Origin of the sequence: Streptococcus sp. GP0011, from assembly GCF_030546305.1 — a bacterium.
Taxonomy (GTDB): Bacteria; Bacillota; Bacilli; order Lactobacillales; family Streptococcaceae; genus Streptococcus.
The window spans coordinates 16,353-42,531 of record NZ_JAUONR010000003.1 but is presented as its reverse complement, the minus strand read 5'-3'; the positions used below and the strand labels follow the sequence as shown (position 1 = coordinate 42,531).

The window sequence follows — 26,179 nt, the reverse complement described above, 5'->3', positions numbered from 1 at the left end:
ATTAAAAGTGATAAGCCATAATTTTGAATAATGTAGACGGGTAAAATTATGGTTTAAAGCTTTTCAATTGAAAGGATTTAATATGTCAAAATCAAAGAAAATATTGTTACTTATTTTCTGTATCTTAATCTTGGCTATTTTCCTTCCTATTCTCATAGATTATCATCAGGTCAGTGATTTAGGAATCCACTTATTCAGTTGGAGAGAACTCTACGCTGAATTCCTGATTGCTAGATATGTCTTTTGGGGGACACTTGTCCTATCTGTTTTAGTTTTAATTTCAATGTTAGTGATACTCTTTTATCCTAAACAATATCTAGAGATTCAATTAGAAACTCAAGAAGATACATTAAAACTAAAAAATTCAGCTATCGAAGGCTTTGTTCGATGTTTGGTCATTGATCATCAGTTGATGAAAGAACCAACGGTCCATGTTAATAGCCGCAAAAATAAATGTTTCGTTACTGTAGAAGGGAAAATTCTTCCTTCAGACAACATCTCAAATCGATGTCTAGTCATTCAGAATGAAATAACTCATGGATTAAAGCAGTTCTTTGGTATTGAACGTGAGGTAAAACTTGAAGTTAAAGTTAAAGAAGTTGAACCTCGAAAAACGACCAAAAAGACTGTTAGTCGTGTAAAGTAAGGAAGTAAAAATGGAATGGTTTAAAAAATATCAGTATCCAATTATTGCAGGTTTAGTAGGTGTCATTCTCGCTTGCTTTATCTTATCCTTTGGCTTTTTCAAAACACTATTTGTACTAATTTGTGGAGCCTTAGGAGCATTTGCAGGATACTATGTTAAGGAAAAATATTTAAATAAATAAAGGAGTCTCGTATGTCAAACGTAGATAAAAATGTAGAAAAAAAAGATGTTGCTGTTGTTTCTCAAGATGTTAAAGGGGAACTCACTTATGAAAACAAAGTAATCCAAAAAATCATTGGTCTTTCACTTGAAAAAGTACCTGGACTTTTGGATGTGGATGGAGGATTCTTCTCTAATCTAACAGAAAAAATCATCAATACAGATAATGTCACTCATGGTGTCAATGTTGAAGTTGGGAAAGAGCAAGTTGCAGTTGACTTGAACATTGTTGTTGAGTACCAAAAGAATGTCCCTGCTTTATACAAAGAAATCAAAGATGTTGTCGTATCACAAGTTACAAAAATGACTGATCTAGAAGTTGTTGAAGTCAATGTGAATGTTGTTGATATCAAAACGAAGGAACAGCATGAAGCAGATTCAGTTAGCCTTCAAGACCGAGTAACTGACGTGGCTTCTTCAACAGGAGAATTTGCTTCAGAACAATTTGAAAAAGTGAAATCTGGTATCGGTTCAGGTGTTGCTGCTGTTCAAGAAAAAGTAGGCGAAGGTGTTGAAGCCGTTAAGGGCGAAACAAAGGAAAATGCTCGCGTACACTAATTCATCTTGTCAAAATCAATTAATTTAAAGGAGGCAGAATCATGTCAACAGAAGAAAAATTAAACCAAGCAAAAGGTTCCATTAAAGAAGGTGTCGGCAAAATGATCGGCGATGAAAAAATGGAAAAAGAAGGAACAGCTGAAAAAGTTGTTTCTAAAGTAAAAGAAGTTGCTGAAGATGCTAAAGATGCTGTCGAAGGCGCTATTGAAGGTGTTAAAAACATGCTTCACAAAGACGAAAAATAAGGCTCAAAGTTAGCTGACCTTTTCATCTATAGTAGTCAAAAAGAGGACCGTAAATGTCCTCTTTTTTTGTAGATCGGATTCTAAACACGCTTCCCAATTTTCGTTAAAAGAAATTCTTAACAGGAAAAGCTCTGTTTTCAGGGCTTGTTTGCTTACTTAAAATAATATGTTTTTTATTGAATTGAAACAAAATTGAAAAGGTTGCACACTACTAGACTGGCTTATTTATCCACCACCTGAGCTTCAAATTGGGCTGGTTGGTTGTCTACGTTGGTAATGGTTATCGTGTAGGGCTTGTTATTGGTGGCATCAAAGACTTTTTCACCTTGGTAACTCACAACAACTCCATCTTTTACTAAATAAATATCTGGTTGGGTGTTTGGAAGTTCTTCATCCTCCTCATCCAAACCATGGCTTTTTATAATTTTTTGTCCCTCTACTTCATAGTAAACATCACCATTTCTCTCACTCCAAACACTAGAGCCAGTTAATTTAATTTTACTTGAATCGTTTTTCTTCAAGATGAAGATTGAATAGTAATCCAAATCTTGTGTTCTGGGATTTACTCTTAAGTTGACGGATTGACCTGGTTGAAGAGTGTATTTGCCATAGTTCAAAACTGAAAAGACAAACCAGACTAGCAGCAAACTATACAAGACTCCTATAATCATTCGTGAGCGCCTAATTTTAAACAAACGTAAAAGTAACACAAAAAAGACAATAAAGAGCAATTCTGTAAACATTTTGTCCCTCCTTTCTCATCTTCGTTGACATTCTAAACAAGATCTCGTGTTAGTTTCTCAATAGTGCCATCAACCATATAAAGTCTGATACATCTTATCTAGAAAAGCTTTCAACTCTTTTTGAACAATCTTTAACAAGCGTTCTTCTTCGGCTTGAGATATCGTCACACTTTCTTTATTTTGATTACTAATATAAGAATAGTAACTACGTTTTAGAGTAAATTGATGATCTAAAATATAGTAGGCATCTATTTTTTCCTCATTTACCATTGTTTCAAATAAAACCGAGACTTCATCCCTTCTAGGATTCGACATTTTCAAATCGATGTCTCCTTTTATCCCTATGGAGTCAATTCCTCCATCCAAGCGAATGGCACCGTCGGGAGGAACAATATAGCCAGCTTTTCGCATGTCAGACGCATATTTTCCTGACGCCGTTAAATGTTTTAAGACGGCTATAGTGTCCTTTTCTTCAAAGGAGGTCTTTAATTGGAACCGTTCTTGGTGGCTTTGATACTGAGAATAAAGAGTGATACCAACAACTAAGGCAAGTACAGAAGCGAGCAAGATTCGTATTTTTCTAGGTCTCGACATTTTTATCTCCTCTATCTAAGAAATCATAGAAGTCTTGTTTCTAACTTTGAAAGAGAACTTCCTTTTCCTTAAAAATCCTTGGGACTCTAGCCCCACCTGACTGTTATCTGCCCTTTTTCATGATGTATTTTCGTATAGGTACTTCAACCATTTGAACGGTTTCAAATCCTTCTTTTTGGTAAAGCTTGTAAGCTGTTTGATTTGCCTCGTAGACATTTAGAGAAATAGTGTCTATGTCTTCATTTTCAAAGGCCAAACTAACAAATTTCCTTAAAGCCTGGCTACCTAAGCCCTGCCCCTGTTTCTGGGGATTGATAAAAAATCTCCCGATATGAAGATTCCTGTCTTCTAGCCTGATTTTCTGGATAAGCCCCACAAACTCTTGTCCATCAAAGATTGAAAAGATTCCTTTCAAATCTTGCAAGATTTGAATTGTTAAGGGAAAAGGAATCATTGTTCCCATCCATTGTTCTTGAAAGGATTTGCCAAGGGAGTTGGACCATTGGCATACGAGCTGAGCATTTTCTATGCTCACATTTTCTTCAAAACGAATTGTCATCTTGACCTCACCATCTTATCAATGTTTCTTTATTATACTACTTCTTCTATTTTTTACGAATAGATAAGTATGATTGATCTTTATTTTTTTCTTGTCGGGAGCATTCTCGCTTCCTTCTTGGGTTTGGTCATTGACCGTTTTCCTGAGCAATCCATTATTCGACCGGCTAGTCACTGTGATTCCTGTCAGACTCGCTTGCGTCCCTCAGATTTGATTCCTATTCTCTCGCAGGTCTTCAATCGCTTTCGCTGTCGCTACTGCAAGATTCGCTATCCATTCTGGTATGCCCTTTTTGAATTCGGCTTAGGACTCCTCTTTCTGACTTGGTCTTTGGGTTGGATTTCCTTGGGTCAAGCCATCCTAATCACTGCTGGCTCAACCTTGGGCATCTACGACTTTCGCCATCAGGAATATCCCTTACTAGTCTGGCTGACGTTCCACCTAATCCTCATGGCCTGCTCTGGCTGGAATCTGGTTATGATTTTCTTCCTTGTCCTCGGAATCATGGCTCATTTTATCGACATTCGCATGGGCGCAGGGGATTTTCTCTTTCTGGCTTCTTGTGCTCTCGTCTTTAGCGCGACCGAATTACTCATCTTGATTCAGTTTGCTTCTGCGACAGGGATTCTAGCCTTTCTCCTACAAAAGAAAAAGGAAAGACTTCCTTTTGTGCCTTTCCTCTTACTTGCTACTTGTGTGATTATTTTTGGTAAGCTACTGCTTGTTTGATAAAGTCCTCAATCGGCTCTCCTTGGTGGAGAGCTTTTACAATTTTCGAACCGACAATAACACCATCTGATACCGCATTAAAGCGTTCGACATCTGCTTGACTAGATACGCCAAAACCTGTCAAGACTGGGATGTCAGCTACTTGATGCAATTGTGCCAAGTGCTTGTCCAAGTCTGCGCGGTAATTTCCTGATTTCCCTGTCACCCCATTGATAGCAACGGCATAGACGAAGCCTTCTACTCCCTTGATCAACTCTTTCTGACGCTCAATCCCTGTTGTCAAACTTACTAGGGGAATCAAGGCGATATCTGTGTCTACCAAAAATGGCTCTACAAAGTTGGCATGCTCATGAGGCAGGTCTGGGATAATCAAGCCCTTAACTGCAGTATCTGCCAGATCTTTGACAAATTTGTCCACACCGTACTGAAAAAGGGGGTTGAAGTAGGTCATGATGACCAGTGGTACCTCAGTCTGAATGGTTTTCAAGGTTTCAACCAAAGCTTGTGTAGAAGTCCCGCGAGCTAGACTACGCAAGCCTGCTTCTTCGATCACAGGTCCATCTGCAACAGGGTCTGAAAAGGGAATGCCCACTTCAATAGCTGAAACACCCAAATCTTCTAAAAAGTGGATTGTTTCAGCGAGACCATCCAAACCTTTCTCATGGTCTCCAGCCATGATATAGGGAACGAAAATTCCTTTTCCAGCTGCTTTGATAGCATTCAATTTTTCTGTTAGTGTCTTAGGCATGGGCTTCTCCCTTCTTTGCTGCATCTGCTTCCAAGCGGTCTTTGACTTGAACTACATCCTTGTCCCCACGACCGGATAGGCAGACAATCATTGACTTGTCTGGACCAAGTTCTTTGGCCAATTTCACCGCGAAGGCAATCGCATGGCTAGATTCCAAGGCTGGAATAATCCCTTCCACACGAGACAAGAGTTGGAATCCTTCCAAGGCTTCCTCGTCAGTCACAGGAACATAGCTGGCACGTTTGATATCGTGGTAGTGAGAATGTTCTGGACCGATACCAGGATAGTCCAAACCTGCTGAGATAGAGAAGGCTTCAAGAATTTGACCATGAGCATCTTGGAGCACATCCATGAGAGAACCGTGGAGGACACCCGGACGACCCTTGGTCAAGGTCGCTGCGTGATGCTCCGTGTCCACACCAAGCCCTGCTGCTTCAGCCCCATACATGGCAACAGACTCATCTTCTACAAAGGGATGGAAGAGACCGATGGCATTAGAACCACCACCAACACAAGCTACTAGAGCATCTGGCAAATCTTGACTTGTCAAGTCACGGTACTGTTGTTTGGCTTCTCGACCGATGACACTTTGGAAGTCACGAACGATTTCTGGGAATGGATGAGGTCCTAAGGCAGAACCAAGGATATAGTGGGTATCATCGATATTCGCTACCCATGAACGAAGGGCTGCATTGACCGCATCCTTTAGCACGCGCGAACCATCTGTCACGGCCTCAACCTTAGCTCCCAAAAGCTCCATACGAAAGACATTAAGGGCTTGGCGTTTGACATCTTCCTCACCCATGTAAATGGTACATTCCATGTTAAAGAGGGCCGCAGCTGTTGCAGTTGCCACACCGTGCTGACCAGCACCTGTTTCAGCGATAATTTTATTTTTGCCCATACGTTTAGCCAGAAGAACTTGTCCCAAGGCATTGTTAATCTTGTGGGCCCCTGTATGGTTGAGGTCTTCACGCTTGAGATAAATCTTGGCTCCGCCAATATGCTGGGTCAAGTTTTTTGCGTAGTAAAGAGGAGTTTCACGTCCTACGTACTGGCGCAAAAGTTGGTTCAATTCCTCTTGGAAGCTTGGGTCTGCCTGACTTTCACGATAAGCTTTTTCCAACTCCAAAACTGCTGTCATCAATGTTTCTGGGACGAAACGTCCGCCGAATTTTCCGTAAAATCCATCTTTATTTGGTTCTTGATATGCCATGCTTTACCCTCTCTATAAATCTTCTAATCTTTTCCTGATCTTTCTGTCCATCTGTCTCCACTCCACTCGATACATCTACTGCATAGGGAGTAAAGTGTTGAATTGCTTCTTCTACATTGTCTTCATTAAGCCCACCTGCGATGAAAAATGGCTGGGCTAGTCCAGACGTATCTAGTTGACCCCAGTCAAAAGTCTGTCCACTCCCTGCTACAGGAGCATCAAAGAGTAAATAGTCTGCCTGAGAATTGGGGACATGACCATTTCCATCCACCTGCACCGCCTGAATGCTAGCGCAAGGCAAATCCTCAAACAAATCATCTGCTACCTGACCATGAACTTGAACCAAGTCCAAGCAAACTTTGTCAATCGCTTCTAGCAGTTCTGCCCGACTTGGTGAAACAAATACGCCAACCTTCTTAACGTTCACAGGAATGAGCTTTGCCAGCTCTGTAGCCTCTTCCAAGGTCACCTGTCTTTTACTGGGTGCGAAGACAAAACCGATGTAGTCTGCCCCTGCTGATACGGCTGTCTCTACCGCTTCTTTGGTCGATAGTCCACAAATCTTAACCTTTGTCAATCTGCAACTCCTTGATTCTCTGGGCTACATCTTCTGCCTGCATGAGAGCTGTTCCCACCAAAATTCCGTTAAAGTATGGTGCTACTCGTTTTGCATCCTGCCCTGTGAAAATAGCAGATTCAGAAATGTAATAGCGACCTTCCTTAAAGTACTGGGCCAAGTCTACACTGGTCTGCAAGTCGACTTCAAAGGTGGTCAAGTTGCGGTTATTAACCCCAATAATCTCAGCACCCAGTCTGTGGGCTACCTCTAGTTCAGCTAGATTGTGAGTTTCCACCAAGACTTCCAGACCAAGCTCTGTCGCGTAGTCATACAGTTCCTTGAGGCGTTCTTCTGACAAGGCAGCCACGATGAGCAAGATAACTGTCGCGCCGGCATTGCGAGCGCGGATGATTTGTTTTTCATCGATGATAAAGTCCTTGTTGAGCGTCGGAATCTCTACTTGACTGGAAATCTCCCGTAGATAATCCAAATGCCCTTTAAAGAAAATCTCATCTGTCAAAACCGAAATCATCACTGCTCCGTTCGCTTCATAAGTCTGGGCCTGTTGCACAATATCCACATCGAGATTGATATCTCCCAGACTAGGGCTAGCCTTCTTGACTTCAGCGATTACCTGTAAACGATCTTGGTGATTCTTCAAAAATTCAGCTAGGCGATAGGTCTGGCGTAGGGGCTGGACTTCCTCCAGCTCCATCTGCTCGACCTCATGAGCCTTCTGCTCCAAAATTCGTGCTAAAAATTCCTGACTCATTTTTGATACTCCTGTAACAGTCTGAGTTTTTCTAGGGCCTTACCACTAGCAATCACTTGACGGGCCAAGGCAACTCCTTCCTTGATACTAGCTACCTTACCATTGGCATAGAAACCAAGACCAGCATTCAAGACTGTCGTTTCCAAGAATGGACTTGGTTCGTTTTGAAGAACGCTAAGCAAAATCTCTGCATTTTCCTGAGCATTCCCTCCACGGATATCTTCGATAGCGTAGTGTTTCATCCCCAAATCCTCTGGAGTGAAACTTGACAAGGTGATTTCGCCATTTTCAAGAAGAGCAATCTTGGTTGTTCCGTTCAAGCCAGCTTCATCCAGCCCTTCTGGTCCAGCAACCACGATGGCACGTTTGCGACCCATATTTTTCAAAACCTGAGCTGTACTTTCTAGAAGTTCTGGACGACTAATGCCAAGCAGCTGTGTTTCCAAGGCCATTGGGTGAATCAGTGGACCAGTCAAGTTCATGATCGTTGGAATTCCCAATTCCAAACGAGCTGGCATGATGTACTTCATAGCTGGGTGCATATTTTTAGCAAAGAGAAAGACGATTCCAGTTTTATCGAAAACCTTACCTAGTTCAGCTGGTTTGAGGTCAAGATTGATGCCCAATGCTTGAAGGACATCTGCCGAACCTGATTTAGAAGAAATCGAACGGTTACCGTGCTTAGCCATATGAATGTCGCCACCAGCCAAGACAAAGGCTGCAGTTGTGGAAATGTTAAAGCTGAAAGACTTGTCACCACCTGTACCACAGTTGTCCATTGCATCATGGATTTCAGTTGGAATGTGTTGGGCATGGCCTCTCATGACTTGTGCAATGGCTGTGCGTTCTTCAGGTGTTTCCCCCTTCATCTTAAGGGCCAAGAGAAGAGAAGCAATCTGCGCTTCGGTTACACGCCCAGTTACGATACGCTCGATTACATCCGTCATTTCCACACCTGATAAATTTTCAAATTTTGCTAATTTTTCAATAATCTCTTTCATATAGGCAACCTCACTTTACAACCTTCTCAATAAAATTCCGAATAGAAGACAAGCCATCTGGCGTTCCAATACTTTCTGGATGGTACTGGAAGCCATAAATCGGCAGGCTTTTGTGTTGAATTCCCATAATGGCTTGGTCATCAGTAGAACGAGCTGTCACTTCAAACTCTTCTGGCATTTCTTCTATCAAAATACTGTGATAACGCATGACTGGACGACCATCCTCAATGCCTTGATAGAGAAGAGATGGCGCTTCAAAGCTGATATGGCTCTGTTTCCCATGCATGACCTTGGGAGCCAAGCCTAGCTTCCCACCAAAGACTTCTGCGATAGCTTGGTGACCCAAACAAATCCCTAAAATCGGCTTCTTACCTGCAAAATCACGAATCATGTCTTCCATCTTTCCAGCATCCACTGGCCAACCTGGACCGGGAGAAAAGACCAGACCATCTGCTTTTTCAGCTTCTTCATACAGCTTAGGATCATCATTTCTCAGGACCTGCACTTCTGCAAAATTCCCAATGTATTGAGCCAAGTTATAGGTAAAAGAATCATAGTTGTCAATCAATAAAATCATGGTCTTAGTTCTCCAATTCTAGTCATAGATTTAGCCTTGTTAATGGTTTCTTGGTATTCATTTTGGGCAATGGAGTCATAGACAATCCCTGCCCCAGCCTGCACATAGGCTGTTTGATCTTTGAGAATCATGGTTCGGATGGCAATGGCCAAATCCATATCACCCGTCGCAGACAAGTAGCCGATTGCCCCTGCGTATACGCCTCGTTTTTCCGTCTCCAGTTCATAGATGCGTCTCATGGCTCGAATCTTTGGTGCTCCTGAAACTGTTCCAGCTGGAAGTGTGGCTTTCAAAGCATCCATGGCAGTGAGGTCTGGAAGCAAACGTCCCTTGACCACGCTGGTCAAATGCATGACATAGCGGAAGAGCTCCACTTCCATATACTTGGTGACTTGGATACTGGCTGTTTCAGAGATGCGACCAATATCGTTACGCCCCAAGTCTACCAACATTCGATGTTCTGCTGTTTCCTTCTCATCAGAAAGTAAATCTGTCGCCAAGGCCTTGTCCTCTTCATCCGTAGCTCCTCTTGGTCGCGTACCGGCAATCGGATTGGTTGTCACTATGCCATTTTTAACAGAAACCAAACTTTCAGGACTAGCTCCGATGATTTGATAATCCCCAAAGTCGTAAAAATAGAGGTAATTCGATGGATTGGTCACGCGAAGATTTCTGTAAAAGTCAAATGGATTTCCAGTAACTTCTGCTGAGAAACGCTGACTGAGCACGCATTGGAACATGTCACCATTACGAATCAAGTCGCGAGCTGTTTCGACCATTTCCTCAAACTTCTGAGGAGCGATATGCGGTTTGAAGTCCAGCGGAGATAGATCCAAATCTTCAAATTCATTTGGAGCAGGAATGCGTAATTCCTCAAGCACTTGGTTCAAGGCTTTTTCCAAGTCTTCTTGACTGCGATTGCTATAAAGAGCATCCTCTATGACATGAATTTTTTCTTTCTTGTGGTCAAAAACCATGTAGCTCTCATAGACAAAGAAATGCATGTCTGGCGTTCCAATGGTATCCTCAGGGATTTGGCCAATTTCTTCATAAAGAGAAATCATATCGTAACCGACAAAGCCAATAGCTCCCCCACCAAAAGGGAGGTCTGAATGGTGCTGGCTCTTATGAGTCACTTCATAAAGGAAATCCAAGGGATCCCGATCAATCACTTGACCATTTTGATAAAGGACTCCATTTTCAAACTTAATCTCAAAAACCGGATTATAGGCTAGGATAGAAAAACGAGCGGTTTCCTTGTCTCTCGGAATACTCTCTAAGATCACCTTGTGTTGCCCCTTTAGGCGCATATAAGCCAAGATTGGTGATAAGACATCTCCATGAATGATTCGTTCCATTGCAATTTCCCTTTCAATTTCTTATTTTTAATTTTTGGTCTTTTTTCTATTTCCCTTAAATAGTGCGGACGGGAGGTAAAATTATCCAGTGGATGATTTTAGAAAACCATAAAATGAAAGACCTAATTTTCGAGCTCCTCGCTCATTCATTTCTAGGCTCAAGCTAAAATAGTTCCCCGAACTATTTTACTCTCAAAAATTCCGTTCTAGAGAAGCATCTTTGCTTCTCTAGAATACCACTATAGCGGGAAATAGCGGGTCAATGCTCACTTCGTTAGCAAATATTTTATAGAAATCTATCTAATGATGAAGCATAATTTAAAACTGATGACCATATCTACGATAAATATATAAAAATCCCCACGCAAAATAACTTGCGTGAGGACGAAATTCGCGGTGCCACCTCAATTATAGGATTTCCCCTATCTCTCATTCCTGTCTCAGAACCTTCCTGTAACAGGCTGTGCGATAAAGGGCACTCCCTTGAGAATTATGTTTTCTTCTCTCGTTTCAAATGGACCCAACCTTACAGCTTTCTCTGCTTGTTTCCAGCAACCACAAGCTCTCTGTGAGAGAAAAGACTGTAATTTTTCCATCTTTTATTTTTTAGCTTCTAGGTAGTCTGCAATCGCAGCTACGTCCTTGTCTCCACGACCAGAGACATTGATGATGATGATCTCATCTTTACTTAGTTTCGGTGCACGTTTAACCGCTTCTGCGATTGCGTGCGAACTTTCAATCGCTGGGATAATCCCTTCAGTCTTGCTTAGAAGGAGCAAGGCTTGAACAGCTTCTTCATCTGTCGCTGCTACGTATTCTACGCGGCCTGAATCTTTAAAGTAGGCGTGTTCTGGGCCAACCCCTGGATAGTCCAAACCAGCTGAGATAGAGTAAACTGGCGCTAGCTCTCCATCTTCCTTAAAGACTGCATAAGTCTTCATACCGTCGACAATTCCGACACTACCTTTTGTCATAGTGGCTGCGTGCTTGTCTGTGTCAAGTCCGTGACCGGCAGCTTCGACCCCAACCAATTTGACTTCTTCATCAGCCACATACTGTGAAAAAGCACCGATAGCATTAGAACCACCACCTACACAGGCAATGACGTAATCTGGCAAGCGTCCTTCTTTTTCCAAGATTTGACGACGTGATTCTTCACTAATCACTTTTTGGAACTCATGGACAATAGTTGGATAAGGGTGAGGCCCCACAGCAGATCCCAAAACGTAGAAGGCTTCAAGGTCATTCATCCATGCTCCAAAGGCTGCATCGACCGCATCCTTGAGGGTACGAGTGCCTGTTTCAACTGCGTGAACAGTTGCTCCCATCATCTCCATACGGAAAACATTGAGACGTTGACGCTCCACATCCTCTGCCCCCATATAGACATCACAGGCCATACCAAACTTGGCTGCAGCTGCTGCTGTCGCAACACCGTGCTGACCAGCTCCTGTTTCTGCAATCACTCGCTTTTTGCCCATACGTTTGGCAAGAAGAATTTGACCTAAAACGTTGTTGAGCTTGTGAGAACCAAGGTGGTTAAGGTCTTCGCGCTTGAGATAAATCTTAGCCCCACCTAAGTGATCTGTCAAACTTTCCGCAAAATAAAGCGGTGTTTCACGACCAGAATAATCCTTCAAGTAATGGCGAAATTCTGCCAAAAATTCTGGATCATCCTTGTACTTGTCAAAAGTCACTTCTAACTCATCCAACAAAGCCTGAATTGGCTCCGGTACAAAACTACCACCAAATTGTCCAAAATATCCTTTAGTTGTCATAAAAATTTCCTCTTTCCATATTAATCCGGCCGTTTTGTTTGCTTTTAGTAGTAGGCAAGGAGCTGCAGATAGAACTCAAGTTCATCAAAGCGACTTAACGCCCTAATAAAAGATAAACAAAATGACCGAAAGAAAAAAGCCCACACACAGAATCTACTTCTGTGTGAGGGCGTTAGTAACGCGGTGCCACCTCAATTATAAAGGGACTATCCCCTTTACATCTCTACCTTGTCTAACAACAAGTTGCACTGTAAGGTGTGCGCACCGAATTTTCATTGTTTCAAATTCATTTTTAAAATCAGCCCACTTTCACTACTTCCAACCACCTGTTCACAATCACCACAGGCTCCCTGAAGATCAAAAATAGTTACTTTTCTGATTTGTTGAGAATATTATATGCTATTGTCCGCTTTTTGTCAAGATTTTTTTATGATTTTTTTCCTGATCCGAGGATTTCTTCAGAAATTCTCACCAAAGTCTGAACGATGTAATCAACTTCTTCATCGCTTAATTTAGTGTGAAGAGGGAGGGTAATTTCGTTTTCAAAGAAGGCATAGGCTCTTGGATAATCTGCCATATCAAAACCAAGATTCTTATAGGCTGTCAAGAGAGGAAGCGGTTTATAGTGTACATTACTTGCAATTCCTGCTTTGGCCAATTCTTGGATGATGAGGTTGCGTTCTTCTAAACTTGCTCCTTCTACATGGGTGATGTAGAGGTGGCGTGAAGATTCGACAGTATCAGTCTTGTGTGCCAGTGGGTGAATACGAGTACCCGCAAAACCACGATCATAGCGGTCCACGATGTCCTTACGACGTTGTAGCAAAGCTGGGTAACGGTCCAATTGTACCAAACCAATCGAAGCCATGATATCCGTCATATTGCACTTGTAGGCTGGTGTAACGATATCGTACTCCCATGAACCCAATTGCATTTTGGCAAGAGCGTCTTTAGTTTGCCCGTGAAGGGAAAGAATTTGGAACTCCTTATACATCTCTTCGTCATCAATCGCTGGATTGGCTTTCCAAGTCGCACTTCCTCCCTCAGCCGTTGTAAAGTTCTTAACGGCATGGAATGAGAAGGAAGTAAAGTCAGCGATAGAACCAGCTGGTTGCCCTTTGTAAGTAGATCCCAAAGCATGGGCACTATCAGAGACAATCACGATACGGTTAAAGGCCTTTTGCCACTTGCTAGCAGCTGTAAAGAGGTCACGTTTTTTCTCCACGACTTGGAACAAACGGTCATAGTCGCAAACAATCCCTGCAAGCTCAACCGGAATAATCACCTTAGTTTTCTCAGTAATAGCTTGCTCAAGCAAGTCATAGTCCATTTCAAAAGTATCTGCTTGAATATCCACCATGACAGGGGTCGCTCCCACGTGTGTGATGACACTACATGAAGCTGTATAAGTCATAGCTGGAACGATGACTTCATCACCAGGTCCCACTTCCAAAACACGCAAAATCAACTCAAGAGCGGCTGTCGCAGAGTTGAGACAGACAGTCTTAGGTGTCTGTGTGTATTGAGACAAGCGACGCTCCAGTTCTTTTGTCTTCGGACCTGTTGTGATCCAACCAGAACGCAGGGTATCCGCTACTTCAGCAATTTCTGCTTCCGTAATATCGGGTGGTGAAAATGGAATATTGTAATTTGGCATTGATTTGCTCCTTTTATCTGTACTCATTTTCTCATGACTACTTTATTTTAGTACCTCAAACACGGTTTGAAACATGATTTTGATGTCTCCAAGGAAACTAAACTCTCGGAGATAGGCGAGGTTATAGCGCATCTTTTCAGGTAGGACGTGTTCGACATAGGCCTGATCAACCGTTAGACCTTTCTCCGTCATTTGACTGATGATCGTATCCTCATCCTTGTAGTTGATGCTGGCTGGAGAGGTGATTCCTGCCGGCAAGAGCAAGGTCGCCATCATTTCAGGACTATACTGCTCTGTGTAACGTGGCACTTCAGGCCTTGTCCCAACAAAGGACATTTCGCCTTTAAGAACATTGACCAACTGAGGCAGTTCGTCCAAGCGCACACGGCGAATAAAATTTCCCACCTTGGTAATGCGACTATCGTTAGCAGAAGTCACCAGACTTCCTTTTTTATCCGCATCCGTTACCATGGTACGGAACTTCCAAATCTTGAACGGACGGTTATACTGGGTCACGCGCTCTTGCTTATAAATGACTGGTCCCTTGCTATCCAACTTGATCCAAATGCTCAAGATAAGAAAGACGGGAGAAGTCAAAAGTAGCAAAAACAGGGCCAGAACCCAATCCAGGCAACGCTTGAAAATCAGCGACCCCTTCCTTTTAGAGACAAGCTGGTAATAAGACTCAACCTCGCTTGATTGCATTTCCACGGGCAAGTCTTCCCATTTCAGCATGCTGTTTCTCCTTTGTTTTTATTATACTATTTGTCAACATTTTTCATTATACCACAAAATGGAAAAGGCGGTGCAAGAAATCTGTAATTTAAAGGAATTCTTCTTTAGGTAAGAGCCCCTGCCTGCAAGCTATACATCTTGTGATAGGTTCCTCCCAAGTCCAAGAGTTCCTCATGGGTTCCACTCTCGATGATGCGCCCCTTGTCCAAAACGTAGATACAGTTGGCGTCTTGGATGGTCGAAAGGCGATGAGCAATAGCAATGGTCGTCCGACCCTGTCTCATCTTAGCTAGGGAATCTTGAACCAAACTTTCTGTTTCCGAATCAATATTGGCTGTCGCTTCATCCAAAATCAGGATTTTAGGTTGACTAGCAACTGTTCTGGCAAAGGCAAGAAGCTGGCGTTGGCCAGTAGAAAAGCTCGAACCACGCTCAGATACAGGTGCATTATAACCCTGCGGAAGCTCCTGAATAAAGGAATCTGCATCGACAAAGGCAGCCGCAGCCTGGACCTGATCATCACTAATGTCTTGGTACATGGCGATATTGGACTTGATAGTCCCATGATAGAGGAAGGGATCCTGCAAGACCAGACCGATGTTCTTTCTCAGCTCTTCCTGACTGTAGTCCCTAATATCCACACCATCCAAGAGAACTCGGCCTGACTGAAATTCATAAAAACGCATGAGGACATTGATAATAGATGATTTCCCCGAACCTGTATGACCTACAAAGGCAATGGTTTCCCCCTTGTTAACTGAAAAAGAAATGTCATCCAGAATCGGGTGTTTGCCATCATATGAGAAACACACATGTTCAAAACGAATATTGCCTTCTGTAATCTTTGCTTGGCTATCCTTTTGAAGGGGTTCATAGGTCCTCTCATCAATCAAGGCAAAAACACGGCCTGCAGAAACCATAGAAGTTTGAAGGGTTGAAAAGTTTTGCGTCACCTCAATCAAGGGGTCAAAGAGACGATTGATGTACTGGATAAAGGCATACATAGTTCCTGCTGTTATTCCCAGATAAAGCCCACGGTAGCCAAAATAGGCCATCAAAACTGCGTAGCCTAGGAGTTTCAACAAACTCATGGCAGGTCTCAAAAAGAGGGCATCCAAGGCTACAGAACGGTTGGCATAGACCAAATGTTCTTGGTTGATTTCATCAAATTCTGCCTGCAGGCGCTTCTCTTGATTAAAGGCCTGGATAATCCTGATTCCCTCGATATTCTCTGCCAGCTTACTATTGATATCTGACAAGAGACTTCTGGTTTTTTCGATGATTTTCACTGACTTTTTCCGATAGAGATTGACCAACAGGAAAATCAAGGGTAGAAAGAGCAGGACTAAAGCTGTCAAACGAAAATCCAGCACCAACATGGTATAAAGGGTTGTTAGAAAAATGAAAACTGCTGAGATAAAGCTGGATAAAATCCCCGAAAACATATCACTGATGGTTTCGGTATCATTTGTCAAACGAGAAACGATGGAGCCTGCTGGCGTCTTGTCAAAGTAAGACATACCCAGTTTCTCCATATTGGCAAAGGCATCGCGACGAATATCTCTAACAATACTGTAGGACACCCGCGCAAAGAGAAGATTCCCGACATACTGGACCAGAGTTTGTAGGATATAAAGACCATAGTAGACCAGCAAAACGGTCACGGCCAGTTGATTAATATTGCTGAGGTACTGATCGATAAAGTGGGAAGCCACAAGGGGAATGACACTTTTAATGACCGTCGTCGCTAGGAGAAAACTGAGTGCCAAAAAGGTCAGGAGGCCGTAGGGCTTGAGATAGGACATCAAGCGCTTCAATACAGCCCATTGTTCTTTCTTATTCTGCATCTTCTTCTCCTTTCATTTCCAACTGCTGAGACTGGTAGGTTTGGGCATACCAGCCATCTAGGACTAGCAGGTCTTCGTGCGTGCCCCGTTCTATGATTTGGCCATTTTGCAGAACCAAAATCAGATCTGCATGGACAACTGCACTGAGGCGATGGGCTGTGATAATGGTTGTCTTATCCCTCCGCGTCTCCTTGAGATTGTCGATGATGGCATACTCCGTCTTGGCATCCACGGCGGACAAGGAATCATCTAGAATCAAGATATCAGGGTCTAAAATCATAGCCCGACTCATAGCCAGACGTTGCTTTTGACCACCTGAAAGACTGACTCCTTTTTCACCGATAACTGTATCAAAGCCCTGAGGCATGTCTACAATATCTTGGTAAACTTGAGCTAGCTTAGTCGCTTCCTCAACTGCTGAAAGGGGCAAGTTCGGATTACCAAAGCGGATATTGTCTAAGATAGAGGTCGCAAAGAGGAACTGGTCCTGAGGGACATAGCCCATGAGACTGCGAAGGTCTGTCAGACGATAATCCCGAATATCGTGACCGTTTAGATAAATAGCTCCCTTATCCACATCGTATTCACGCAAGAGGAGCTTAATCAAGGACGTTTTCCCAGAGCCTGTCTGTCCGACTAAGCCCAAGGTTTGCCCTCTTTCCAGACTAAAGTGAATATCATTCAGTGTCTCCTCATTTTCAAAGGCAAAGCTGCCAATAGCGTACTCCAAACGTCCATTTTCAATACCGTCCAGAGGAAACTCAGGGTCTTTTACAGGTGATTCCTGAGATAAAAGTTCCTCAATCCGTTGGTAAGAAACCTTGCCTCGCTGAGTGATATTAAAGAGGAAACCAATGGCCATAAGAGGCCAGACCAACATATCCAAGTAGCTGATAAAGGTGACCAGATTCCCAACCGTAATCTGTCCCTCCTGAACCATCAAGGAACCGATCAAAAGGGTTAAAACATAGGAGGAACCAACAAACAAGAGAACCATAGTGTCAAAGAGACTATCGTATTTCATGGTTTGGAGGTTCTTTTGGAAGGTCAATTCATTTACTGCCTGAAAGGACTTCAACTCATCCGCCTGATAACCGAAAGACTTGGTCACTTTAATACCCGATACAGACTCCTGCACCTTGTTATTGAGTTCAGAAAAGGCTACCTGTGACTCGCCAAAGGCCTTGTGGGTCTTTCTCCCTAGACGACTGGTCGCATAAGCCATGAAAGGTAAGGGTAGAATGGCAACTAGCGTCATTTGCCACGAAATGCTAAAGAGCATGGTCAGCAAGGTCACCAAAGCCGTGATAGAGGCATCCACGGCAGACATAACACCGCCCCCTGCCAGACGCGTTAGGGCATTGATATCGTTGGTTGCGTGTGCCATCAGGTCCCCAGTCCGATAGGTTTGATAAAAGGCTGGAGACATTTTTGTGAAATGCTCAAACAAGCGAGAGCGCATAATCTGTCCCAAACGGTAGGAAGTCCCAAGGATATACATACGCCAAACATAGCGCAGATAGTACATCCCAAAGGCCGCAAGAAGCAAGTAAAATAGGTCAAGAAGGAGGGCCTGCTGGGTTAATTGCCCTGATGTGATAGCATCAATGACTCGTCCCATAACCATAGGTGGAATGAGATTGAGAACGGAAACCAAAACCAGGGCCACAATCCCGACTAGATAACGGCGTTTTTCTAACTTGAAAAACCACCAAAGTTTTTGAATAATGGACATAACATCCCTTTCTGATTGCAAATAGAAACCTGAGGCCAAGACCCCAGGTTTTTCTTATTCATAGGTTACGACTGTGACCGCACCCTTGTCATACTCAGCGATAAAGATATTGGCTACATTGTCATGCCCTTGCTTGCTGAGGTTATCAAGCAACCACTCTTCGTTACGACCAATCGACTCCAAAACATCGACTTGTATCACACCGTCAGTCACAACTGGATACTTAGGATTTTCATCCCCCATTTGGACCACGATGAGTTGGCCATTTTGCTCCTGCACAGCGCATTTGACCTGTTTCATCTGGAAAATCCCTTGGCTACGAAGTTTGAGAGCAACTTCTGCTGCAGACAAACCAACTGAACGACAGGCTTCTGGGTCAATCTGCCCATTTTTGATAAGGAGAGTTGGTTTTCCATCAATCAAGCGTTTGACAAAACGAACATTGTTATTGAGCCACTTGAGGGTCAAGACCAAAATCGTCCACATCATCAAAATCACTGCGTACTGCAGAATGCTAATAGAACTATTGTAAATCACCCCACCGATAATACCACCGAGAACATAGTTCTGAATTTGGTCTGTCGCAGAGTTAGGCGCCAGATTTCCCTTTCCTGTCACATTGATAACAAAAACAAGCGAGAAAAGACCCAAGGCCAGTTTGATTAAAATTTCCATATAATTGAGTGTCATTTATTTACCTCCACCAATTCAATAGCGTCTGTTTGATGCAATTCTAATTTCTCTAAAAGATACTTGTCTGGTTGGCTCCCGTTCATGGCGCGGTAGAAATTTGGACCTACCTTGACAAGCGCTCCATCAGTGGCTGCAGAAGTATTGACATAAACTTCTGATTTATCCACTCCCAAGTCTTTGGAAACAACCTCTATGAAATGAAGTGAAGTTTGAAATTGGTTGTTAGAGGCTTGATTGGTCTGGTATTTTGAGATTGTCACCAAAAGCATGGCCACCAAGGTCAAGGCCAAAATCATGACCAATTCCCGAAACTTAGTCCCCTTTTTATCTCGATAGGCTTTAAAAGCAAAAAATCCTGTGATAGCTAGGAGCACAATCCCAAAGCCAATCATGATGCCATTTTGCTGACTGATTTGGCTAAGTACATAGTCATATGAGTAAAATTTCATTTATTTTCACTCCCTTTCATAAAATCATTCTTAATTATAAACGAAAGAGAGTGATTTTTCAAGCCATACGTTGGGGAAATGGACCTTTTTTTGGTATAATAAAATCTATAATCTGAATGAAAAAGGTAACTTTATGAAACTCATCTCATGGAATATTGATTCCCTCAATGCTGCCCTAACTAGTGACTCAACTCGTGCCAAATTGTCCCAAGAAGTACTACAAACCTTGGTCGCTGAAAATGCTGATATCATCGCTATCCAAGAAACCAAGCTTTCTGCCAAGGGTCCTACTAAAAAACACTTGGAAATTTTAGCTGAACTCTTTCCAAACTACGAAAACACGTGGCGTTCTTCTCAAGAACCTGCCCGCAAAGGCTATGCTGGAACCATGTTCCTTTATAAGAAAGAACTCACACCCACTGTCACTTTTCCAGAAATCGGTGCCCCTTCTACCATGGACTTAGAAGGTCGCATCATCACTCTAGAATTTGATGAATTTTTCGTGACCCAAGTTTACACTCCAAACGCTGGCGACGGCCTCAAACGTTTGGAAGAACGCCAAGTCTGGGATGTCAAATATGCGGAGTACTTGGCTGAACTAGACAAAGAAAAACCAGTCCTTGCGACCGGTGACTACAATGTAGCCCACAATGAAATCGACCTTGCAAATCCTGCCAGCAACCGCCGTTCACCTGGATTTACCGACGAGGAACGTGCTGGATTTACCAACCTTTTGGCAACTGGATTTACCGACACCTTCCGTCATGTTCATGGCGATGTTCCAGAACGCTACACTTGGTGGGCACAACGTAGCAAGACTTCTAAAATCAACAATACAGGCTGGAGAATCGACTACTGGCTGACCAGCAACCGCGTGGCTGACAAGGTAACCAAGTCTGATATGATTGACTCCGGTGCGCGCCAAGACCATACACCCATTGTCATGGAGATTGAGCTCTAAGGAGAAAACGAATGGACTATCAAGCTGTCATTCCTGAATTTGTAGTATCTGACCTCGAAAAGTCACGCCACTTCTACTGCGATTTGCTGGGATTTTCTGTCGAATACGAGCGTCCAGAGGAGAAATTTCTCTTCCTCTCGCTTGAAGACTGCCAACTTATGCTAGAAGAAGGCAGCACAGAAGAATTAGCCCAACTAACCTATCCTTTCGGGCGCGGTGTCAATATTTCCTTTGGTATTGAAGATGTCCCTCAGCTCCACCAAAAACTGCTGGAGGCCAACTATCCTATTTATCGTCCTTTGACTAAGAGAACATTTCGTGTTGGGGATCACTACATCTATCCTCACGAATTTGCAGTCTTGGATCCAGATGGCTATTTTTTAAGATTTAGCGAATAGAAGAATAAAAGGCTACAATACTATCTAGCATTGCAGCCTTTTATTCGTTCGCTTTTATGATCTATTTACTAACAAAATATTTGATTTATAAAGCTAATTGGTGTAAAATATAAACATTGGCAGCAGCCTGTTTAAAATTGAATATCATTTTACTTGTTTATGTCGTGAATTGGCACGACGTTTCTACAAGGTGCCGGAACACCTAACAATGAGTATGTCAGCTGGAGGTATGGTTTTGGCCATGCCTATTTTGGGGACTTACTTAGGGGATTAAGTAGGTCCTTTTTCTATTACATAGTAGAAACTCTAGACAAGCAAATGAAGCATCTTTTAGACTTTAGGAGGTCTTATGAAATTATTAGAAGAGCGCATCATCGAGGATGGGCATATCTTGGGGGACAATATCCTCAAGGTGGATTCCTTTTTAACCCACCAAGTTGACTTTAGCTTGATGCGAGAGATTGGTAAGGTATTTGCGGAACAATTCGCTTCTGCTGGCATTACCAAGGTCGTGACCATTGAAGCTTCAGGCATTGCCCCAGCCGTTTTTACATCTGAAGCCTTGAATGTTCCCATGCTTTTCGCCAAGAAAGCTAAAAACGTCACCATGAACGAAGGTATCTTAACCGCCCAAGTCTACTCCTTTACCAAGCAGGTGACCAGCACCGTTTCCATCGCTGGAAAATTCCTCTCACCTGAGGACAAGGTCTTGATTATTGACGATTTCCTTGCTAATGGCCAAGCTGCCAAAGGCTTGATCCAAATCATCGAACAAGCTGGAGCAAAAGTTGAAGCGATTGGTATCGTAATTGAAAAATCTTTCCAAGATGGTCGTGATTTGCTTGAAAAAGCAGGGTATCCAGTCCTATCACTGGCTCGCTTGGATCGTTTTGAAAATGGTCAGGTCGTATTTAAGGAGGCAGATCTCTAATGCAAAAACAAGAAAAACACTCACAAGCAGCCGTTCTTGGCTTGCAGCACTTACTAGCCATGTACTCAGGTTCTATCCTGGTTCCCATCATGATTGCGACAGCTCTTGGCTATTCAGCTGAGCAGTTGACCTACCTAATCTCCACAGATATCTTCATGTGTGGGGTGGCCACCTTCCTCCAACTCCAACTCAACAAATACTTTGGGATTGGGCTACCAGTCGTTCTCGGAGTTGCCTTCCAGTCCGTCGCTCCTTTAATTATGATTGGGCAAAGCCACGGTAGCGGTGCTATGTTTGGTGCCCTTATCGTTTCTGGGATTTATGTAGTTCTGATTTCCGGCATTTTCTCAAAAGTTGCCAATCTCTTCCCATCTATCGTAACAGGATCTGTTATTACGACTATTGGATTGACCTTGATTCCTGTCGCTATTGGAAATATGGGGAATAACGTTCCAGAGCCAACTGGTCAAAGTCTCTTGCTTGCTGCTATTACTGTTCTGATTATCCTCTTGATTAACATCTTTACCAAAGGATTTATCAAGTCTATTTCCATTTTGATTGGGTTGGTTGTCGGAACTGCCATTGCTGCTACCATGGGCTTGGTTGATTTCTCCCCTGTTGTAGCAGCACCACTTGTCCATGTCCCAACTCCCCTCTACTTTGGGGTGCCAACCTTTGAAATCTCCTCTATTGTCATGATGTGTATCATCGCAACGGTGTCTATGGTTGAATCCACTGGTGTTTACCTGGCCTTGTCTGATATTACCAATGACCCAATCGACAGCATGCGCCTGCGCAACGGTTACCGCGCAGAAGGTTTAGCTGTCCTTCTCGGAGGAATCTTTAACACCTTCCCTTACACAGGATTTTCACAAAACGTTGGTTTGGTTAAATTGTCAGGTATCAAGACTCGCCTACCAATCTACTACGCAGCTGGTTTCCTAGTTCTCCTTGGACTCCTTCCTAAGTTTGGCGCCCTCGCCCAAATCATTCCAAGCCCTGTCCTTGGAGGGGCCATGCTGGTGATGTTTGGTTTTGTTTCCCTTCAAGGGATGCAAATCCTCGCCCGTGTTGACTTTGCTAACAATGAACATAACTTCCTTATCGCAGCTGTCTCAATCGCTGCAGGTGTCGGACTCAACAATAGCAATCTCTTTGTCAGCATGCCGACAGCCTTCCAAATGTTTTTCTCAAACGGAATCGTCGTAGCCAGCCTACTGGCCATTGTCCTCAATGCCGTCCTAAATAGGAAAAAGAAATAAGAAAAAGAGGTTCACACCTCTTTTTTTGTTTATCTATATCCTTACCTGTCTGTCTTCTGACCGCTGGCCTGTGACAAACATGGTAAAGGTTGCTTTGCAGACATTTCTGCCTTCTTGATTGGTAATATCCACATCCACGACACAGGTTGTGCGACCTTGATGGACACATTCTCCTTTAATGGTCAGTACATCGTCAAGTTTTCCTGCCTTGAGGTAGTTGATAGAGGATTGGAGTGTCACTCCATCAAGCCCCAGCGAGATAACCACCAAACCACTGATCTGGTCACAAAGGGTAAAGAGATAGCCACCATGGGCATTGCCATAGTAGTTGAGCGACGAGTCCACTACTTTTGTCGTCACCACAACATGACCATCTCTCATTTTTTCAATTTCGTAATTTTCAAAGGCAGATATAGCATCAAAATGAAAATCTTTCATCGTTTCCTCCTGATAGTTCAAACGACACTATGATACTACTTTTTATAGGACTGTGCAAGGAGAAAGCTCCTAGTCTGGCAAAATTCCGACCTGCTCAACAAAACGCATAAAAGCTGCCTGTCCTTGTTCCGTCTGCTTGTAAACTCCTGCATCCTCCAAAACACGTGCAAAAATAGCACCCACAGAGTCCTTGACGATTTCAAGGGCTTTTTCTTTATCTGCTAGGTCCGGATGTTGGGCTTTGAGCTGGTCTGCCCATTCTTGATGATAGTCGGCAACTATATCATCATCTCCCACAAGATAGCTAGCAACCTGTTCCACTTCTGCTTTCAAACGTGGCGGCAGGATAGCCAAACCCATGACCTCAATCAAGCCGATATTTTCCTTCTTGATATGTTGGACATCCTTGTGGGGATGATAGATGCCATCAGGATGTTCTGGCGATGTCTGATTGTCCCGCAAGACCAAGTCCAACTCAAACTGTCCATCGCGTTTACGAGCAATCGGTGTGATGGTGTGATGCGGTGTCCCGTCTGTCTCTGCTAAAATCTGGACTTCAGGGTCTGAATACTGTCGCCATTCCTGTAAAATCTTGTCAGCCAAGTTAATCAAATCCTCCTTGGAATCTGAAGTCAAACGTAGCACTGACATTGGCCACTTAACAATCCCAGCCTTGACCTGCTCAAAACCAGCAAAACAGAAAGTCTTTTGCAAAGGAGCCAATTCCATAGGAAATACGTGACGGCCTCCTTGATAGTGGTCATGAGTTAGAATAGAGCCCCCCACAATTGGCAGGTCGGCATTAGAGCCTGCAAAATAGCCAGGAAACTGCTCTACAATCGCCAGCAGACGCTCAAAACTCTGACGACTAATGGCCATAGGTCGATGCTGACCGTCTAAGAAAATACAGTGCTCATTAAAATAAGCATAGGGCGAATACTGGAAGCCCCACTCCTGACCCGCCATTTCGAAACGGATAATGCGGTGATTGCTGCGAGCTGGGTGGTTGACTCGACCATGGTAGCCTTCATTCTCTAGACAAAGCTGACACTGAGGATAATTGCTAGCTTGCACCAACTTGGCTGCTGCAATCTCTTTCGGATCCTTTTCAGGCTTAGAGAGGTTGATGGTGATCTCAAGTTCTCCGTAGTCAGATGGAATACGATAAGCAATATTCTTAGAAATAGCCTTGAGCTTGATGTAGTCATTTTTCTGGCTGAGCTGGTAAAAATCCCCTATCGCCTGCTCAGGAGAGTGAGCATAGGTTGTCCAAAAGTCACGATTAACCTGACTTGGACAAGGAGTTACCAAGTCCATCAGTTCAGAACCGAGGATTTCACGCGCAGCCTGATTATCCTCAATCGTCTCTAATCGAACCGCTTCCTCGACCAGCTGGTCCTTGAGGTCAATCAATTTATCTAGATCAGTCTCAACTTCCAAAACACCTTCACCCACTCGCGCCAAAACACGATTGGTTAGGTAGATTCGATCCATTTCCTCAAATGAACTTTCAGCAATAACATGTGTTACAAATTTATCTACTAAGGTCACTATAAAGCCTCCTTTTAACTAGTCAAGGACGCGAGTGCCACCTGCAACTTCAGCGATATAGAAGCTAGGAGCATATCCAACGACTTCCTCGTAGTGCTTGCCTACAGCTTCCTTAAAGGACTCAACAGCGTCTTTTCGCACCAAGGCAATGGCACATCCGCCAAATCCTGCCCCTGTCATACGAGCACCAAGAACACCTTCCTGAGCCCAAGCTGTGTGAACAAGAGTATCCAATTCCAAGCCAGTTACTTCATAGTCATGTTCTAGAGAAACGTGAGATGCATTCATCAAGCGACCAAATGTTTCCAAATCACCTGCTTGAAGAGCTGCTTGTGCTTTGAGGGTACGTTGGTTTTCAAGCACAGCATGGCGAGCACGTTTTAAGCGATTTTCATCTTTAATCAGATAGCTGTATTGGTCAAAGGCCCACTCATCCAATTCACCCAAGGTCTGAATATCCAAGGCAACTTGCAATTCTTCGACAGCTTTTTCACACTCAGCACGGCGTTCATTGTACTTAGAGTCCGCCAGTTCACGACGTTTGTTGGTATTCATGATAACAACGACATTGTCCTTCAAATCAAGTGGCACCAAGTCGTATTCTAACGTATTGGTATCCAGGTAAATGGCCCGTTGGTCAGCTCCCATACCGATAGCAAACTGGTCCATAATACCAGAGTTGACTCCGATAAAGTTATTTTCTGTTTGTTTTCCGATTTTAACCAAATCCAAACGGTCTAGTTTTAAACCAAAGAGATGCTCTGCCACAACCCCTGTCAAAAGTTCCAAAGATGCTGATGAAGACAAGCCTGCACCATTTGGGATATTCCCATAAACATAAAAATCAAACCCTTTGTCAATCACATGTCCAGCTTCTTGCAAGAAATGAAGAACCCCTTTTGGATAGTTGGTCCAGCTGTGCTCTTTTTCAAATTTGAGGTCAGCAAGAGGCACTTCGATGATACCATTGTCCTCAAAGTTGGCTGAGTAGAAACGCAAGACTTGGTCGTCACGCTTGCGAGCCGCTCCATAGGTTCCCAAGGAAATAGCAGCTGGAAAAACGTGCCCACCGTTGTAGTCTGTGTGTTCACCAATCAAATTGATACGACCTGGTGAAAAGAAAGTTTGGTCTGCTTCTTGACCAAAAACGGCAAGAAAGTCTTTGCGAAGGGCTTCAGTAGTAAGATCTTGTGTCATATAAATTCTCCTTTGACTGTCGT

Annotated in this window: 29 protein-coding genes, 1 riboswitch and 2 other annotated features; of the genes, 9 read left to right on the top strand and 20 right to left on the bottom strand. The window is 43.3% G+C overall.

The features are described from left to right. Positions 1 to 82: 82 nt before the first annotated feature. Genes amaP through Q4443_RS04365 form a run of 4 tightly spaced genes read left to right on the top strand, consistent with a single transcriptional unit; the run spans position 83 to position 1,668 of the window. Positions 83 to 646, top strand: coding sequence for an alkaline shock response membrane anchor protein AmaP (amaP, locus tag Q4443_RS04380; protein ID WP_049519706.1), 564 nt, complete (start codon positions 83 to 85; stop codon positions 644 to 646). Positions 647 to 656: 10 nt separating this feature from the next. Further along, complete coding sequence (locus tag Q4443_RS04375; protein ID WP_000454669.1) at positions 657 to 827, top strand: DUF2273 domain-containing protein; 171 nt, start codon at positions 657 to 659, stop codon at positions 825 to 827. A gap of 11 nt (positions 828 to 838) precedes the next feature. Continuing rightward, positions 839 to 1,423: an Asp23/Gls24 family envelope stress response protein gene (locus tag Q4443_RS04370; protein ID WP_000072935.1), complete on the top strand. Its 585-nt coding sequence runs from the start codon at positions 839 to 841 to the stop codon at positions 1,421 to 1,423. A 41-nt stretch (positions 1,424 to 1,464) separates the two neighbouring features. Then, positions 1,465 to 1,668: a CsbD family protein gene (locus Q4443_RS04365; protein ID WP_000102421.1), complete on the top strand. Its 204-nt coding sequence runs from the start codon at positions 1,465 to 1,467 to the stop codon at positions 1,666 to 1,668. Positions 1,669 to 1,889: 221 nt separating this feature from the next. On the opposite strand, the gene Q4443_RS04360 is transcribed toward Q4443_RS04365, so the two are convergent. The 3 genes from Q4443_RS04360 to Q4443_RS04350 all read right to left on the bottom strand — a co-directional run bounded on the left by Q4443_RS04360 (position 1,890) and on the right by Q4443_RS04350 (position 3,564). Further along, the gene (locus Q4443_RS04360) at positions 1,890 to 2,411 is read right to left on the bottom strand and encodes a hypothetical protein (protein WP_049519703.1); all 522 of its coding nucleotides are present in this window, start codon (positions 2,409 to 2,411) and stop codon (positions 1,890 to 1,892) included. 69 nt (positions 2,412 to 2,480) lie between these two features. Then, positions 2,481 to 3,005, bottom strand: coding sequence for a hypothetical protein (locus Q4443_RS04355; RefSeq protein WP_049519702.1), 525 nt, complete (start codon positions 3,003 to 3,005; stop codon positions 2,481 to 2,483). A gap of 103 nt (positions 3,006 to 3,108) precedes the next feature. Next, a complete protein-coding gene (locus Q4443_RS04350) occupies positions 3,109 to 3,564 on the bottom strand; it encodes a GNAT family N-acetyltransferase (protein ID WP_049519700.1) in 456 nt (151 codons plus the stop codon). Between the two features lie 69 nt (positions 3,565 to 3,633). Between Q4443_RS04350 and Q4443_RS04345 the strand changes: the two genes are divergently transcribed. Next, positions 3,634 to 4,293, top strand: coding sequence for an A24 family peptidase (locus tag Q4443_RS04345; RefSeq protein WP_049519698.1), 660 nt, complete (start codon positions 3,634 to 3,636; stop codon positions 4,291 to 4,293). Here the strand turns inward: Q4443_RS04345 and trpA are convergent. The 14 genes from trpA to Q4443_RS04275 all read right to left on the bottom strand — a co-directional run bounded on the left by trpA (position 4,265) and on the right by Q4443_RS04275 (position 19,418). Continuing rightward, positions 4,265 to 5,041 (bottom strand): tryptophan synthase subunit alpha, encoded by a 777-nt coding sequence (gene trpA / locus Q4443_RS04340; RefSeq protein ID WP_303408011.1) that lies wholly within the window; start codon positions 5,039 to 5,041, stop codon positions 4,265 to 4,267. The genes Q4443_RS04345 and trpA overlap by 29 nt on opposite strands. Beyond that, positions 5,034 to 6,257, bottom strand: a complete 1,224-nt coding sequence (trpB, locus tag Q4443_RS04335; RefSeq protein WP_125828078.1) for a tryptophan synthase subunit beta — start codon at positions 6,255 to 6,257, stop codon at positions 5,034 to 5,036. The genes trpA and trpB (Q4443_RS04335) overlap by 8 nt, the downstream gene beginning before the upstream one ends. Further along, entirely contained in the window at positions 6,235 to 6,834 is a 600-nt protein-coding gene (locus tag Q4443_RS04330; protein WP_049520407.1) for a phosphoribosylanthranilate isomerase, read from the bottom strand. The genes trpB (Q4443_RS04335) and Q4443_RS04330 overlap by 23 nt, the downstream gene beginning before the upstream one ends. Beyond that, positions 6,821 to 7,588, bottom strand: a complete 768-nt coding sequence (gene trpC / locus Q4443_RS04325) for an indole-3-glycerol phosphate synthase TrpC (protein WP_049520406.1) — start codon at positions 7,586 to 7,588, stop codon at positions 6,821 to 6,823. The genes Q4443_RS04330 and trpC overlap by 14 nt, the downstream gene beginning before the upstream one ends. Beyond that, positions 7,585 to 8,589 carry an anthranilate phosphoribosyltransferase gene (gene trpD, locus Q4443_RS04320; RefSeq protein ID WP_049520405.1) on the bottom strand — a complete coding sequence of 335 codons (1,005 nt, stop codon included), beginning with the start codon at positions 8,587 to 8,589 and terminating at the stop codon, positions 7,585 to 7,587. The genes trpC and trpD overlap by 4 nt, the downstream gene beginning before the upstream one ends. A 10-nt stretch (positions 8,590 to 8,599) precedes the next feature. After that, positions 8,600 to 9,166, bottom strand: coding sequence for an aminodeoxychorismate/anthranilate synthase component II (locus Q4443_RS04315; RefSeq protein WP_042768746.1), 567 nt, complete (start codon positions 9,164 to 9,166; stop codon positions 8,600 to 8,602). Further along, positions 9,163 to 10,524, bottom strand: coding sequence for an anthranilate synthase component I (gene trpE, locus Q4443_RS04310; RefSeq protein ID WP_303408007.1), 1,362 nt, complete (start codon positions 10,522 to 10,524; stop codon positions 9,163 to 9,165). Before trpE ends, Q4443_RS04315 begins: the two co-directional genes overlap by 4 nt. Positions 10,525 to 10,901: 377 nt before the next feature. Continuing rightward, positions 10,902 to 11,133: a binding site (T-box leader), on the bottom strand. Next, the gene (trpB, locus tag Q4443_RS04305) at positions 11,124 to 12,302 is read right to left on the bottom strand and encodes a tryptophan synthase subunit beta (RefSeq protein WP_045592556.1); all 1,179 of its coding nucleotides are present in this window, start codon (positions 12,300 to 12,302) and stop codon (positions 11,124 to 11,126) included. (Overlaps the previous feature by 10 nt.) Before the next feature lie 162 nt (positions 12,303 to 12,464). Next, positions 12,465 to 12,695 (bottom strand) — a binding site (T-box leader). Positions 12,696 to 12,729: 34 nt separating this feature from the next. After that, entirely contained in the window at positions 12,730 to 13,959 is a 1,230-nt protein-coding gene (locus Q4443_RS04300; protein ID WP_042902634.1) for a DegT/DnrJ/EryC1/StrS aminotransferase family protein, read from the bottom strand. A 42-nt stretch (positions 13,960 to 14,001) separates the two neighbouring features. Then, a complete protein-coding gene (locus Q4443_RS04295) occupies positions 14,002 to 14,694 on the bottom strand; it encodes a sugar transferase (RefSeq protein WP_000922222.1) in 693 nt (230 codons plus the stop codon). 104 nt (positions 14,695 to 14,798) lie between these two features. After that, positions 14,799 to 16,541 carry an ABC transporter ATP-binding protein gene (locus Q4443_RS04290; protein ID WP_049519685.1) on the bottom strand — a complete coding sequence of 581 codons (1,743 nt, stop codon included), beginning with the start codon at positions 16,539 to 16,541 and terminating at the stop codon, positions 14,799 to 14,801. Next, positions 16,531 to 18,276, bottom strand: coding sequence for an ABC transporter ATP-binding protein (locus Q4443_RS04285; RefSeq protein WP_303408006.1), 1,746 nt, complete (start codon positions 18,274 to 18,276; stop codon positions 16,531 to 16,533). Before Q4443_RS04285 ends, Q4443_RS04290 begins: the two co-directional genes overlap by 11 nt. A 54-nt stretch (positions 18,277 to 18,330) precedes the next feature. Further along, the gene (locus Q4443_RS04280) at positions 18,331 to 18,966 is read right to left on the bottom strand and encodes a DUF421 domain-containing protein (protein ID WP_000174450.1); all 636 of its coding nucleotides are present in this window, start codon (positions 18,964 to 18,966) and stop codon (positions 18,331 to 18,333) included. Next, positions 18,963 to 19,418, bottom strand: coding sequence for a DUF3290 family protein (locus Q4443_RS04275; RefSeq protein ID WP_000675331.1), 456 nt, complete (start codon positions 19,416 to 19,418; stop codon positions 18,963 to 18,965). Before Q4443_RS04275 ends, Q4443_RS04280 begins: the two co-directional genes overlap by 4 nt. Before the next feature lie 133 nt (positions 19,419 to 19,551). On the opposite strand from Q4443_RS04275, the gene Q4443_RS04270 reads away from it, so the two are divergent. The 4 genes from Q4443_RS04270 to Q4443_RS04255 all read left to right on the top strand — a co-directional run bounded on the left by Q4443_RS04270 (position 19,552) and on the right by Q4443_RS04255 (position 22,970). Beyond that, positions 19,552 to 20,379 (top strand): exodeoxyribonuclease III, encoded by an 828-nt coding sequence (locus Q4443_RS04270; RefSeq protein WP_004256024.1) that lies wholly within the window; start codon positions 19,552 to 19,554, stop codon positions 20,377 to 20,379. Between the two features lie 11 nt (positions 20,380 to 20,390). Further along, complete coding sequence (locus Q4443_RS04265) at positions 20,391 to 20,777, top strand: VOC family protein (RefSeq protein WP_000386238.1); 387 nt, start codon at positions 20,391 to 20,393, stop codon at positions 20,775 to 20,777. Between the two features lie 133 nt (positions 20,778 to 20,910). Beyond that, positions 20,911 to 21,006: riboswitch (purine riboswitch) on the top strand. A 120-nt stretch (positions 21,007 to 21,126) separates the two neighbouring features. Next, the gene (locus Q4443_RS04260) at positions 21,127 to 21,708 is read left to right on the top strand and encodes a xanthine phosphoribosyltransferase (protein ID WP_000770378.1); all 582 of its coding nucleotides are present in this window, start codon (positions 21,127 to 21,129) and stop codon (positions 21,706 to 21,708) included. After that, entirely contained in the window at positions 21,708 to 22,970 is a 1,263-nt protein-coding gene (locus Q4443_RS04255; RefSeq protein WP_049519682.1) for a nucleobase:cation symporter-2 family protein, read from the top strand. Before Q4443_RS04260 ends, Q4443_RS04255 begins: the two co-directional genes overlap by 1 nt. A 33-nt stretch (positions 22,971 to 23,003) precedes the next feature. On the opposite strand, the gene Q4443_RS04250 is transcribed toward Q4443_RS04255, so the two are convergent. From Q4443_RS04250 to Q4443_RS04240, 3 genes are all read right to left on the bottom strand, one after another. After that, positions 23,004 to 23,408, bottom strand: coding sequence for a PaaI family thioesterase (locus Q4443_RS04250; protein ID WP_000651198.1), 405 nt, complete (start codon positions 23,406 to 23,408; stop codon positions 23,004 to 23,006). Positions 23,409 to 23,477: 69 nt separating this feature from the next. Then, a complete protein-coding gene (locus Q4443_RS04245) occupies positions 23,478 to 24,959 on the bottom strand; it encodes a UDP-glucose--hexose-1-phosphate uridylyltransferase (protein WP_049519680.1) in 1,482 nt (493 codons plus the stop codon). An 18-nt stretch (positions 24,960 to 24,977) separates the two neighbouring features. Further along, positions 24,978 to 26,156 (bottom strand): galactokinase, encoded by a 1,179-nt coding sequence (locus tag Q4443_RS04240; RefSeq protein ID WP_000189888.1) that lies wholly within the window; start codon positions 26,154 to 26,156, stop codon positions 24,978 to 24,980. Positions 26,157 to 26,179: the final 23 nt, after the last annotated feature.